This is a genomic window from Alphaproteobacteria bacterium HT1-32, assembly GCA_009649675.1.
GTDB lineage: Bacteria > Pseudomonadota > Alphaproteobacteria > Rhodospirillales > HT1-32 > HT1-32.
Window position 1 is genome coordinate 446,151 of record WJPL01000001.1, and the last position, 13,534, is coordinate 459,684.

Consider the following 13,534-nt stretch of genomic DNA (forward strand, 5'->3'; position numbering starts at 1 on the left):
TCAGCAGCGAAATCGAACGCAAGCGACGGAATATGGCAAACCGGTCCATTGCCCTGCATGCCCAGATTGGCTACCGCGATCCTGAGCTGACACGGAAGGCCTGGGCGGAAATTTACCAGCAGGGGCTGGATGCCGGTCAGCCACCAGAACGTTACGGAATTTGTCTGGACTGGAGCATGGGGTACCGGCGCGACGACAGAAAGGATCGTCAGCGTGGCACCGGACTGATCATCGCAGACGAAGCAGCCGTCGCGCAACTGACAGCCCAGGCCCCGGTCGCGGCGCATTTTGGTGACTTTGTTCTGGGTTTTCCTGCCGCCGTCGAAAACACCCGTATGGCACTGGCTGGCGGCTCGACAACGATTGGCAATCTCGGTCAGTACTTCACCTTCCGGCTGCCGGACTGGGATGACGATATCGCCTGTACGGAAGCCACCGTCGAGGCCATCGGCCTGATCTCCGGTCAGCCGGTCGAGATGCTCATCCATTCGAATCTCGATGACGGGTTTGCCGCACAGTTCACCGATATGTCGAGCGCGCTGGGCGCCGTGCTGACAGAGAAACATATCATCGAGGCCCTTTGCGGCGTGCCGCTGGCTCATTGCTTTGGCCACCATTTTACCGAAGCAGGCCCGCGCCTTGCCTTTCAGCGCGCACAGGCCCGGCTGAACCCGACACCCGGCAGCATGATCTATGGCGCAACGATGGGTTATCGCGGCGATGACGTGGAGAACTATGCGGCGCTTGCCGGTTATCTCAGCACCGACATTTTGTCTCAGCATCTGCTGCCCAGCGGCCATGCCATCAACCCTGTTCCGGTCACCGAGAACAGCCGTATTCCCGACATCAGCGAGGTCATTGATGCGCAGCGATTTGCCATCCGGCTGCTGGACAGCTTCTCCGGCATGGAGAAGCTGATCGACACCAGCGCCATTGACCGGCTGACAGACCGGCTGGTCGACGGTGCCCGGCAGTTCCACAGCAACCTGATGACCGGGCTGACAAGTGCCGGCTATGACACCAGCGATCCATTCGAAATGCTTCTGGCGCTGCGCCGCATTGGCGGACGCCGGCTGGAGGAGCTTTTCGGAGCCGGCGCGCCAGATCCGGCAGCGGCCCATGGACGCCAGCCTGTTGCCCCCTCACCCACCCTGACCGCCATTGAACGCATGGTCGACCGGGAACTTGAAGATATTGATCCTGAACTGCTGCGGGCGATCCCGACAATGGAGATCAACGCCATTGTCGCTTCCACCGATGTTCATGAACATGGGAAGCATTTCGTCGAGGCCGCCTGGCGGCGGGTGGGGATAAACACGCTTGATGGCGGTGTTTCCGTTGATGCTGATGACCTGGCCCGTACCGCAATGGCTGAAGGCGTCAATGTGATCGCAATCTCCACCTATAACGGTGTTGCCAGCGCCTTTGCCCGTCAGGTCGCTGACTGCCTGCCTGAGGGGCCGGCCCGCCCGCTGATCCTGATTGGTGGCCGGCTGAACGAAATTGCCGACGGCTCCAACACTTCCCTGCCGCGACAGGTTGAAGCAGAGCTTGAAGCCCTCGGCGTTATCCCCTGTGCCAATCTCTCAGACGCACTTCTGGCCATTGACCGGCATCTGAACAAAACCGGAGACATTTCATAATGACCCGCATTGGCATTATTGGTGTCGGACATCTGGCTCAGGAACTGGTTGCTGGCTGGATGCGCCACCCGGAAGAACGACCGGAAATTCTGCTGTCGCCGCGTAACGCCTCGAAAGCTGCCAGTCTTTCCCGTGAATATGACCTGACCATCGCCGACAGCAACGCCGCCGTTGTGGAGCATTCCGACATCGTCATTCTCGCCAGCCGTCCGGATCAGGCAGCACAGGCCATCACCGGGCTGCCCTGGCGTGCCGGTCAGCATCTTGTTTCGGTTTGCGCCGGCGTTACCCTGGAAGACCTGAAAGCCGCCGAACCTGCGGCCTGTCACCGCGCCATGCCGCTGACTGCCTCCAGAATTGGCGAAAGCCCGACACTGCTGTTCCCGGACAGCCCGGCTTTGCGACAAGCCCTGAAGTCCCTGGGCCCGGTTGTCGCACTGCCGGATGAGGCATCCTTCGACCTCGCCACGGTCAATGCCGCTGTCTATGGCTGGGTCTTTGCCCTGATTGCCGAAGTGACGGACTACACCATATCAGAAGGGCTGGACCCGGCGGTGGCCCGTCACATCACGACACACAGCTTTCGCGCCGCCACCGGCATGATACTGAAGCATCCCGGTCAGCCGATATCGGATATGATTGATGACCTCGCGACGCCCGGTGGCATCACGGAACAGGGGCTGTCACAGCTGGTGTCAGAAGACGCCCTGAAGGCCTGGAGCAGGGCGAGTGAACAGGTCGTGAAGCGATTGCTGCGCCGGTCCTGAACCAGCGTCAGCCCTGACCGGGCTGCCAGTCAGCAGCAGCCATCTCGAATCCGCCAAACTGAAACCCCGGCGCGACGCTGCAGCCGACCAGCGACCAGTCACCCATGGTTTTTGCGGACTGCCAGACACCCTTCGGCGCCACCGCAAAAGCCTCCTCACCCCGTTCAAAAGCAGTACCAAGAATCATATCCCGGGTCGTTATACCGTCATCGCTGAGCGACAGGATGAGCGGTGATCCCGCATAATGATGCCAGCATTCGTCCGCATCTATGCGATGCCAGTGCGACACTTCACCCGCCTGCAACAGATAATAAATTGATGTGGAGGCAGCCCGCTTTTCATCAACCAGCACGGAGGACCGGAAGACTTCCCGGTAATACCCGCCCTCGGGATGCGGCTGCAAACCCAGTTGCTTGATCAGTCTTTCCGGCGTCATGCCTTCTGCTTGCCTTTGGTAACGCGTTCACGGTGAAAGATGTACAGGCCGCTGGTTATAATGACCCCGGCTCCGACAAAGGTCCAGATATCCGGCAATTCCCCGAACACCAGAAAGCCTATCACGACAGCCCAGATCAGCGTTGTATAGCCGAATGGAATGACCGCCGACGCCGGTGCAGCATCAAAAGCCCGGATCAGGCAATAATGGCTGATCGCTCCGAACAAACCAACGGTCACCATCAGAATCCATTCCGTCAGGGACGGTTCGATCCAGTAAAATGGCACAACAACTGTCATCAGCGCCGTACCGAACAGCGGGGCAATGGCAAAAGACGTAATCGGGCTGTCTGAATCAGCAACCCGGCGCGTGGATAGCTGATACAGGGCATTGGTCAGGGCCGCGGCCAGCGGCGGCAATGCCGCAAAAGCAAAGACGCCAAAGCCGGGCCGGATAATAATCATCGCCCCCAGAAACCCGGCACCGATACCGATCCATCGCCGGATACCGACATGTTCCCCCAGTAACGGGGCTGCCAGTGCCGTCACCAGAATTGGCGACAGAAACATGATCGTCGACGCTTCCGCCAGCTGAACCAGACTGAGCGCCCAGACAAAAAGCCCGGTTGTCGTCGCCAGCAGGGCACTGCGCACCAGTTGCAGACCCGGCGCCCGGCTTTTGATGGTCGGCATGAACCGGCCGCGCAGCAACAGGGCAACCAGCACGAAATGAAACATGAACCGCGCCCAGACCACCTGCGGGATCGGCAGTGTCTGCGCCAGATATTTGGAATTGGTATCAAGGCAGACAAACAGGAACATCGCCGCAAGCACCCAGAGAATACCGCGGCGAATGTCTGTCGGGTGATCCCGTGCCGGGCTCAGAACCGGTCCTTGCGCTGGCGGACTTCGGCAAAGACATCCTCCGGCAGCGCTCCGGCCATCCCGATATCCTGTTGCAGGGCAGCCTGATCCACCCGCAGAAACGGATTGGTCGCCCGCTCTTCACCAAGGGTCGAGGGGACTGTCGGACGCCCGGCCTGCCGGGCCAGATCTATCGCCTCCGAACGTTCACGGAGTGCCTTGTTGGAAGTTTCCACGGTCACCGCAAAGCGGGCATTCGACTGGGTATATTCATGGGCACAGTAAACCCGGGTTTCATCCGGCATCGGACGCAGTTTCGACAGCGACGACCACATCTGCGACGGTGTTCCCTCAAACAGTCGTCCGCAACCCAGCGCAAACAGGGTATCACCGATGAACAATGCCTGTGACCCGGCAAACCAGAAACAGATATGCCCGCGTGTGTGACCGGGAACATCAAAGACCCGGACTTCCTGTTCCCCGAACATCCAGCGATCACCGTCTGCCAGTTCAATATCAATGCCGGGAATACGGTCGCGGTCAGCCTTCGGGCCGACGATGGTGCAGCCGGTTGCAGCCTTGATCGCCATATTGCCGCCGACATGATCGCCATGATGGTGCGTGTTCAGGATATGCGTGATCCGCCATCCCAGATCGTCGGCGCGTTTCAGCACCGGATCCGACACAGCCGGGTCAACGACCGCACAGAGGCCGCTGTCCGGCTCCCGGATCAGATAAACGTAGTTGTCATCAAGGACGGGGATCTGTTCGATTTTCAGTTCAGCCATATCTCTCCGGTTCCGACACACGGTTGCTGTTGCCGCAAGCTAGCATTCTGATAGCGTTATCGCATGTTTAGCGATGTTGTCGACCTCCACGAATTCTACCAGTCGCATCTGGGCCATACAGCGCAGTATATCCTGCGGCGCAAATTGCGTGAGATATGGCCCGATGTCACCGGCCAGAGCGTTGTCGGTGTCGGTTACGCAACGCCCTATCTTCGCCCCTTCATGGCACAGGCGTCGCGTGTCTGCGCCATCATGCCGGCCGGACAGGGGGTGATCCACTGGCCACGGGAAGAACCGGGCCTGACCCTGCTGGCCGATGAAGCGGAACTGCCCCTGCCGGATCTTAGTGTTGACCGGTTGCTGCTGATCCATTCCGTAGAATGCAGTGAGCAGTTACGCCGGATGCTCCGCGAATGCTGGCGGGTGCTGGCCGGTAACGGAAAACTGCTGGTGATGGCTCCCAATCGCCGGGGTATCTGGGCGCGGTTTGAACGAACCCCGTTCGGCCATGGGACGCCCTATTCGAGATCACAGCTGTCCCGGCTTCTGCGGGACATGATGTTTACCCCGTTACAGACCCGGAATGCCCTGTTCATGCCGCCCAGCAAACGCCGGCTGATGTTACGCTCGGCACCGGCATGGGAACGGGCCGCCAGCCACATCATGCCCTCATTTTCCGGCGTCCTGCTGGTCGAGGCCAACAAGCAGATCTATGCTGCCAATGCGGAACCCAGCATGAAACGACGGCGGCGTCTGTTACCGGCTCCTCGTCCGGCAAGTGCCCGTCGGGAAGCCCGTAAAAGTATTAAACATACGACACCGGAATGATTGCCTTGCCGCCCGCCCCACACTAAAACTATCCGCCCTTTGCCGGACGTCCGGCTGCCGGAAAACGAAACCATGACAGATTTACCACCAGACCTCTCCGCCCTGCGCGATGAAATCGATGCCATTGACACGGAATTGCAGAAACTGCTGCAGCGCCGGGCCGAAGTCGTCGGCCGTGTGGGCAAACTCAAAGGTAAAACCAGCGTCATTCCGCTGCAGCCCGACCGTGAAGCCATGATGATGCGCCGTCTTGTCGAACGGCATGAAGGTGCCTTCCCGAAGAAGGTCATGATCCGCATGTGGCGGGAGATGCTGTCGGCAACCGTTGGCCTGCAGGGGCCTTTTTCCGTCGCGGTGTTTGCACCTGAAAACAAGCCCGGCACCTGGGATCACGCCCGCGATTATTTTGGCAGTTTCACGCCGATGGTTTCCTACCGTTCAACCGGCGATGTGGTGAAGGCTGTCAGCGACGGCTCTCAGTCCGTTGGTATCCTTCCGATGCCGGATGAGGAAGAATCCTATCCCTGGTGGCGTCTGCTGCTGGGTGATGAAAAGCGCTCCCCCAAGATTTTTGCCCGTCTGCCGTTCGGCGGACAAAGCAATGGCCGCAGCGAAACCGAAGCATTTGCCATCGCGCGTCTGGTCCGGCGGCCGACCGGTGATGACCGGACCATGCTGGCCGTTGAAACCAGTGAACGGATCAGCCGCTCCGGCCTGAACAGCGCCCTTGTCGATGCCGGCCTGAAAGGCTCGATCCTTGGTATGTGGCGGGCCGACAGCGACCCGGAAAGCTGGCTGAAACTGATTGATGTCGAAGGTTTTCTCGATCCGGCTGATGACAGCGTTCAGGCGTTCAAAGCCAAGGTCGGACAATATGTCGGGTCGATCTATTCGGTTGGCAGCTATGCGACCCCACTGAGCGCAGAATCATTGCAGACAGCGCCCCTGATCGCGGAAGACAAGGACTAGACCGATGCTGACCCCGCGTCCCGGAATTATGAAAATCAGCCCCTATGTCGGGGGTGAATCTGCGCTGGATGGCCAGCAGCGGATCATCAAGCTCAGCTCGAACGAAGGCGCTCTCGGGCCCAGCCCGAAAGCCATGGCTGCCTATACGACAGAGGCTGCTAATCTGCATCGCTATCCGGACGGCGGCGCGAACCGGCTGCGGGATGCAATCGGCGCCCATTTCGGCCTTGATGCCAAACAGATTGTCTGCGGCAACGGATCAGATGAACTGATCTCGATGCTGTGCCGGGCCTATGCCGGACCGGATGATGAAATTCTGTATTCCGAGCACGGCTTCCTGATGTATCCGATTTCCGCGCATACAGTCGGGGCAACCCCCGTCTCTGCCCCGGAAACTGACCTTACGGCAAATGTCGATGCGCTGCTGGCTGCGGTCACGGATCGCACGCGGATCGTTTTCCTCGCCAATCCGAACAACCCCACCGGCACCTATCTGCCGAAGGGCGAGGTTGCACGTCTGCGCGCCGGACTGCCTGACCGTACACTCCTCGTCATTGATGCGGCTTATGCCGAATTTGTCAGCCGCAACGATTACGACCCCGGCAACGAACTGGTTGATGCCTGCGATAACGTGGTCATGACACGGACTTTCTCGAAAGTCTTTGGTCTCGGTGCATTGCGGCTGGGATGGGCCTATGGTCCGCCACATATCATGGATGTGCTGAACCGGTTGCGGGGCCCGTTCAACACCACCGCCGCGGCACAGGCCGCCGGGGTTGCTGCGCTGGAAGACACCGATTTCCTGGAACGCAGCCTGCAGCATAATGAAACCACCCGCTCCTGGTTCATGTCCCAGATTGACGGGATGTCCGGTGTCACTGCTGTCCCCAGCCTCGGTAACTTTGTCCTCGTACGGTTCCGCGATCAGACAACCGCAGAAGGCGCAGATATGGCGCTCAAGTCTTCCGGCATCATCGTCCGGCGTATGGGCGGCTATGGCCTGCCGGATTCGCTGCGGATATCCATCGGCCAGACCGACGAGATGGAAATCTGTGTCTCGGCACTCAGACAATATATTGAATCGACCGGCTGATGACTGACACTCCCCTGTTCAAACGGGCCACCCTGATCGGGATTGGCCTGATCGGCGGCTCTATTGCCCGGAATTTGCGCCATCATGGGATGGCGACTGAAATCGTCGCCTGTGCCCGCAACAAGCAAACCCGTGACCGGGCACTGGAACTTGGCCTTTGTGACATTGCCATCGAAGATCCGGCAGAAGCCGTGCGTGATGCGGATATCGTCATCATCTGCACCCCCATCGGAACCTATGGAACCATTGGCGCACTGATCGGCCCGGTCATGAAGCCGGGGGCCATCCTGACCGATGTCGGGTCGGTCAAAACCAAGGTTGTCAGCTATCTCCGCCCCCATGTCCCGGCGGGCGTACATCTGGTTCCCGGCCATCCGATTGCCGGGACCGAACATTCCGGTCCGGACGCCAGCTTTCTGGAACTGTTTCAGGATCGCTGGCTGATCCTCACACCACTTGAAGATACCGACCCTGATGCGCTGGAGACCGTCGCCCGGATGTGGCAGGGTTTTGGCAGCATGGTTGAATCCATGGCACCGGAACATCACGATCAGGTGCTGGCCATCACCTCGCATTTACCACACCTCATCGCCTTCTCGATCGTCGGGACCGCAACGGAACTGGGTGACGACCTGAAACAGGAAGTGATCCGCTATTCAGCCAGTGGCTTCCGGGATTTCACCCGCATTGCCGCTTCTGACCCCGTGATGTGGCGTGATGTTTTCCTGAACAACCGGGAAGCCGTTCTGGAAGTTCTTGGCCGGTTTACGGAAGACCTGACCGCGCTGCAACGCTCGATCCGCCGCAGTGACGGTGATGCGCTGGAAGAACTGTTTACCCGGACCCGCGCCGTCCGCCGCAGCATCATCGACGCCAAGCAGGCTTAAAGCATCCGACATCCGGTTCTGACTCTTTCCGCATCTGCGGAGAGGATGCTTCTGCATGTCTGACGCGATCCCCCCACATAGCAGCACGACATCTTGTCAAAAAATAACCATATATTTGACATATGAATATTTTTATCGATATTTTGTCCAACGTGCGCATGGCCCGGATTGCGGGGCCGCGCTGTCAGGCGACCAGAAAACCAAGAGCGGCCAAGCCGCCTTACCGCAGCAGATTGATCCAACGGGAGGATTTCATGAAATCTACAGTCACAGCTATTCTCGGCGCCGTCGCGCTGACAACTTCGGTTTTCACGGCACAGGCCGAAGAACTGCGTATCGGAACCGCCAGTCAGGGCGGTGCCTTCTACCCGGTCGGGCAGGCCATATCGTCACTTGTGAACAAACATGCAGACGGACTGACAATGGTGCCCGTCGTCACGCAGGGATCGGTTCAGAACCCGCGTCTGGTCAACAGTGGTGAAGTTGAAATTGCCATCACCAACAACAATCTGGCAGTGCTCGCGAACAAGGGCGCGGCCATGTACAAGAAAGCCGGGGCGATGAACCTGCGCGCCGTCGGTGCCCTGCATTTCAGCATCCTGCATATGATGACGCTGGCCGATTCCCCGATCGAGACAATTGCCGATCTGAAGGGCAAACGGATTGCGGTCGGCCCTGCCGGCGGCGGCACCATCCCGTTCCTGAATCAGGTACTTGGCCTCTATGGCATGACCATTGAAGACATCACGCCAAGCTTCCTGTCCTATGGTGACGGGTTCAGCCAGCTGGCCGACGGTAATGTCGATGCCGCTTTTGCCCTCAGCGGCTATCCGGCAGGTGCTGTCATGCAGGCACAGGCAAACAAGTCACTGAAATTCATTGCTCTGCCTGCTGACAAGATGGCGGAAGCCCTGAAGAAATATCCGAACTATAACGAAGTCATCGTACCAAAGGATGTTTATAACACCGCCGCAGACGGCGTGGTGCTGGGTGTCAACAACGTGCTGATTGTCGATGCCGGAATGGATGAGGAAAAGGTCTTCCAGATCACTCAGGCGATCTACGGGAACATGGAAGAGTTCGCCGCTAACAATGCCATCGCCCGCCAGATCGTGCCGGAAAACTCGCTGAAACTGCGTATCCCCCTGCATCCCGGTGCAGAACGGTATTTCCGGAAATAGGGCGGTCCTGAAAATGTATCGGGAAAACGGGCCAGTGACTCTGATCACTGGCCCGTCCCTGTCATGACAGACATCCTGAAACCTGATTTGCGCAGCCGTATCATTGCGGTCATGGCCTTCGTCATCGGCAGCTTTCATCTGCTGAATGTCTCCGGACTGCTCGTCCTGTCGACCCGCGATATCCGGATCTTTCACCTGCTGATGATGCTGGGGCTGATCTTTCTGATGCGCCCGACTTTCCGGCGGTCAGAGCACAGCTTTGCGGACCGTGCCGTCAGCCTGGTCCTTGCGGTAATCTCCATCGTCAGCGGCCTGTACATGCTGAGCCGCTGGCAGGATATCGCCATGAGCGGTGGAGAAACCGAATGGCTGGATACATGGTCCGGCATTCTGATCCTGTTCCTGATTCTGGAGGCCGCCCGGCGCGGTGTCGGGCTGATGCTTTCCTGCATCTGCCTGATCTTCTTTACCTATCCGTTCTACAGCAGCTACCTGCCCGGCGTTTTCTATGGCCGCGGCTACGGCCTTGAACGAATGGCCGAGTTCCTGACCACCACATCACAGGGTATCTATGGTGTCCCCATCGGGGTCTCGTCGAGCTACATCATCCTGTTCGCCATCTATGGTGCGTTTCTCAGCGAATTCGGTGCCGGGGAGTTCTTTTTCAAACTCGCCCAGCGGCTGACCCAGGGCATGCGCGCCGCCGGGGCAAAGACAGCCGTCATCTTCTCCACCCTGCTTGGCATGATCTCCGGTTCTGCTGCCGGTAATGTGGCCGTCACCGGCACACTGACGATCCCGATGATGAAGCGTGAAGGCTATCAGCCGCATCAGGCCGGTGCCATTGAAGCCGTCGTGTCGACCGGCGGGCAGCTGATGCCACCGGTGATGGGCGCCGCCGCCTTCATCATGGCTGAAATCATCGGCACGCCCTACACCAGCATCATGCAGGCCGCCCTGATACCGGCTTTGCTGTTCTTTGCCTCGGTCTTCTTCGTGGTCCATCTGCAGGCAACAAAGGTCAATCTGTCCCCTCTGCCCCCGCCGGAAAATGATGACGAAGCAACATGGATGATCCTGCTGAAAGGCAGCCGTTTTATCCTCTCCTTCGCAATCCTGATTGCGATGATGCTGAACGGCTATTCACCCTTCAAGGCGTCGTTCATCTCGATTCTGGTGCTGTTTGTCAGTCACATCATCTGGACGCGGCGGATCAATGCAGACCTGTTCATCCGGGCCGCCCGGGCAATCAGTGACGGGGCGAAAAGTGTCGTACCGATAGCCATTGCCTGCGCCGCGGCCGGTATCATTGCGGGAACGCTCGGCATCACTGGTCTGGGATCAAAGATTTCCGGACTGATTATCACCGCATCCGGCGGCATCGCCTTTTTCGCGCTGCTGCTGACCATGGTAACGGCAATCATTCTGGGCATGGGGCTGCCAACCACAGCGGCCTATCTGATCCTGGCAACCGTTGTCGCACCTGCGCTTGCCGATCTGGGTGTCCCCCTGCTGACCGCACATATGTTCGTTTTCTTCTATGGCTGCGTTTCCACCATAACCCCTCCGGTCGCACTGGCCTCCTATGTCGCGGCAGGCATTGCCAATGCCGACATCAACAAGGTCGGCTGGACCGCCTTCAGCTATGGCATCACCTGCTATGTGCTGCCTTTCATGTTCTTCTTCGGCCCGGCCCTGATGATGGACGGTCCCTGGATGGATATTGCACAGGCGGCTGTCACCGGGCTCGCCGGGGTGGTCTGCCTTGCAGCCTTTGTCATCGGCTATCTGGACCGCCCGCTGACCATGCCACTGCGGGGCCTGTTACTGATTGCGGGGCTTTCCCTGCTGGCACAGGGCTGGATATCAGACCTTGCCGGACTGACGCTGGCCGTCACCGTGATCATCATTGGCCGGATGCGCAGCAGGCATTCAGCTTCACTTAACACCGACTGAGAACAGAGACAGAAGAGGAGATTCCGGATGGGCCGAAAAATAAGACGGGTTGTCACCGGACATGATGAAAATGGCGTGGCAAAGGTGATCATGGATGGCGAGGCAACCGCCATTCTGCAACGCCCCAACCGGCCGGGCGTCACACTGACCAATCTGTGGAAGGCCGACCGCACACCGGCAGACATGGAACTGCATAACGACCCGGTTGAAGGCCCGCTGATCCTGCATCCCCCGAAGAACGGATCCGTCTTCCGGATCGTGCAGTTTGACCCGGAAGACCCGGAAGTGCTGGCAAAGCTCGACGGCAAGGCGGCCTTTGCCGAAATGGGTGCCGGTGCCAATGTCGTGGAAGGTGCCCGCCATCCCTTCATGCACCGGACCGATTCCGTCGATTACGCGGTTATCCTGACCGGTGAAATCTACATGATGATGGATGAGGATGAAGTGCTGCTGAAAGCCGGTGATACCGTGGTCCAGCAGGGCACCAACCATGCCTGGTCAAACCGAGGCACGGAACCCTGCCAGATCGCCTTCATTCTGGTTGATGCGGTAAAACGCTGACGCTCCCTTCTTCGCTGACCACAGATCACGTCCCGGGACCGGGTGTTATCGGTTATCCGGCATCCTTCATTGTGATGATGAAAGGCGCGTCGAACTCGTATTCCTCCAGGTTATTACCATCACCGATCCTGTCGATGACGGCGAACAGCCCCGGTTCTGCCAGCGGGGTCAGTACGCCATGCCAGGTATTGCGGGCATAATTGACCCCCTGTCCGGGGCTGGTCATGAAAGCGACCGGTTGTCCCGGTCTGCCATTGTTATCCGGTGCAACGATGACAAGGAACGCATCCCCCGTCATCGGAATGAAAGCCTGACTGCCAAGCGGATGACGCTCCATCATGTCCAGCTGATAGGGCAAACTGCGGGTCTCGGACTTGAACAGGCTGATGCCCGCTCTCCCCTCTCCCACTTCCGGGGCCACCAGATCGTGATACCGGCCGCATAACCCCCGGTTGATGATGAAATCCGGCTCACCCGACAGCTCGATGACATCACCGAACGGTGCGAACGCCGCAGCAGTCAGTGGCTGGACGAGAATGTTCCGTGTCATGCAATGGTTCCAAAAAGCCGCAGCCGGCTGATACCGCCATCCGGATAGATATTCATCCTGACATGGGTAACCGGCCCCAGTGACCGGATATCATCTGCCGGTATGACATGCTCTGTCATCGGTGACAGCTTGCGCCGTTCCATCAGTTCATCCCAGAACATCGCCGAGGTAATCACCGACCTGTTGAGGTCTCCCCCGAAGTCGCTGAGATCAGCCGCCTGCAATGAGCAGCTCTCAGGGTAATTGCCTTTGTAGAAGCCGGTATCGATCACCGCATGTCTGATGACGCCACGTGTGCCCAGAGCCAGAACAATCCAGTCAAATCCCGGTTCACGTCGTCTCCGGGTCTCCCAGCCATCGCCCATATTGAGCCCGCGGCCCGGTGCCAGCAGGCGATGGTACGAACCGTAATGTGCATCGGAAAACCCGAGGATACGCCCCCCGTTCAGCGAGGAGACAAGATCAATCTCGCACCCCTTTGCCGCCGCCGTGTCGATCTGCGGCGTGCCATAGACACGCAGACGGGCGACACCGCCATCCGGATAGATATGCAGGCGCAGATGGGTCCAGACCTCGTCGCTGTTGCAGTCGAAGTAATGATGCGCGCTGGCCCCGAGCTCACGGGTCGGGAGAATTTCAACCCAGGCCGCATCATCAGCCGGATCCTCGACGGAATTGATCGCCTCGATCCGGCAGGCCGGTGCGTAATTGCCGGTAAAGTGCGAGGTATCGACATCAAACCCGGCAATCCGTCCGCCTGTGGCAAGCGCAACAACAGCCACATCATGCCCGCCATTGCGACGGCGAATGGTTTCCCAGCCGTCCATCCACTTGCCGTTATCGTCATACTCATCCGGCAGAAAGACAGCGTCGGAATCCTGCAGCATACGTTCCAGCGGGGCAAAGAACTCATCTGTCGCCCGGATCGCACGCGCCCCCAGCCCGGCAGAGGCCAGGTTGATACTGTTATGAACAAAGGCGGGAGTGGCTGTATCTGTCGGTGTCATCTCTG

Annotated in this window: 14 protein-coding genes; 9 read left to right on the forward strand and 5 right to left on the reverse strand. The window is 58.9% G+C overall.

Translation table 11 applies throughout. From position 1 onward, the window contains the following. Window positions 1-32 precede the first annotated feature (32 nt). Window positions 33-1,643, forward strand: a complete 1,611-nt coding sequence (locus GH722_02040) for a hypothetical protein (protein ID MRG70536.1) — start codon at window positions 33-35, stop codon at window positions 1,641-1,643. Beyond that, window positions 1,643-2,410, forward strand: a complete 768-nt coding sequence (locus GH722_02045) for a hypothetical protein (GenBank protein MRG70537.1) — start codon at window positions 1,643-1,645, stop codon at window positions 2,408-2,410. The genes GH722_02040 and GH722_02045 overlap by 1 nt, the downstream gene beginning before the upstream one ends. 7 nt (window positions 2,411-2,417) lie before the next feature. Here the strand turns inward: GH722_02045 and GH722_02050 are convergent, their stop codons facing one another. Genes GH722_02050 through gloB form a run of 3 tightly spaced genes read right to left on the reverse strand, consistent with a single transcriptional unit; the run spans window position 2,418 to window position 4,497 of the window. After that, window positions 2,418-2,846 (reverse strand): cupin, encoded by a 429-nt coding sequence (locus tag GH722_02050; protein MRG70538.1) that lies wholly within the window; start codon window positions 2,844-2,846, stop codon window positions 2,418-2,420. Continuing rightward, window positions 2,843-3,667, reverse strand: a complete 825-nt coding sequence (locus tag GH722_02055) for an EamA family transporter (protein MRG70539.1) — start codon at window positions 3,665-3,667, stop codon at window positions 2,843-2,845. The genes GH722_02050 and GH722_02055 overlap by 4 nt, the downstream gene beginning before the upstream one ends. Before the next feature lie 59 nt (window positions 3,668-3,726). Then, entirely contained in the window at window positions 3,727-4,497 is a 771-nt protein-coding gene (gene gloB, locus GH722_02060; protein ID MRG70540.1) for a hydroxyacylglutathione hydrolase, read from the reverse strand. Between the two features lie 63 nt (window positions 4,498-4,560). Between gloB and GH722_02065 the strand changes: the two genes are divergently transcribed. The 7 genes from GH722_02065 to GH722_02095 all read left to right on the forward strand — a co-directional run bounded on the left by GH722_02065 (window position 4,561) and on the right by GH722_02095 (window position 11,972). Continuing rightward, window positions 4,561-5,325: a methyltransferase domain-containing protein gene (locus GH722_02065; GenBank protein ID MRG70541.1), complete on the forward strand. Its 765-nt coding sequence runs from the start codon at window positions 4,561-4,563 to the stop codon at window positions 5,323-5,325. Between the two features lie 72 nt (window positions 5,326-5,397). Further along, window positions 5,398-6,294: a chorismate mutase gene (locus tag GH722_02070; GenBank protein MRG70542.1), complete on the forward strand. Its 897-nt coding sequence runs from the start codon at window positions 5,398-5,400 to the stop codon at window positions 6,292-6,294. Window positions 6,295-6,298: 4 nt separating this feature from the next. Beyond that, entirely contained in the window at window positions 6,299-7,387 is a 1,089-nt protein-coding gene (locus GH722_02075; GenBank protein MRG70543.1) for a histidinol-phosphate transaminase, read from the forward strand. After that, entirely contained in the window at window positions 7,387-8,274 is an 888-nt protein-coding gene (locus tag GH722_02080; GenBank protein ID MRG70544.1) for a prephenate/arogenate dehydrogenase family protein, read from the forward strand. Before GH722_02075 ends, GH722_02080 begins: the two co-directional genes overlap by 1 nt. A gap of 254 nt (window positions 8,275-8,528) precedes the next feature. Next, complete coding sequence (locus GH722_02085; protein MRG70545.1) at window positions 8,529-9,455, forward strand: TAXI family TRAP transporter solute-binding subunit; 927 nt, start codon at window positions 8,529-8,531, stop codon at window positions 9,453-9,455. A gap of 63 nt (window positions 9,456-9,518) precedes the next feature. Continuing rightward, window positions 9,519-11,411 (forward strand): TRAP transporter fused permease subunit, encoded by a 1,893-nt coding sequence (locus GH722_02090; protein MRG70546.1) that lies wholly within the window; start codon window positions 9,519-9,521, stop codon window positions 11,409-11,411. A 27-nt stretch (window positions 11,412-11,438) separates the two neighbouring features. After that, a complete protein-coding gene (locus tag GH722_02095; GenBank protein MRG70547.1) occupies window positions 11,439-11,972 on the forward strand; it encodes a cupin domain-containing protein in 534 nt (177 codons plus the stop codon). 52 nt (window positions 11,973-12,024) lie between these two features. On the opposite strand, the gene GH722_02100 is transcribed toward GH722_02095, so the two are convergent. Then, a complete protein-coding gene (locus GH722_02100; GenBank protein ID MRG70548.1) occupies window positions 12,025-12,522 on the reverse strand; it encodes an ureidoglycolate lyase in 498 nt (165 codons plus the stop codon). Further along, a complete protein-coding gene (gene alc, locus GH722_02105) occupies window positions 12,519-13,529 on the reverse strand; it encodes an allantoicase (GenBank protein MRG70549.1) in 1,011 nt (336 codons plus the stop codon). Before alc ends, GH722_02100 begins: the two co-directional genes overlap by 4 nt. Between the last annotated feature and the right edge of the window lie 5 nt (window positions 13,530-13,534).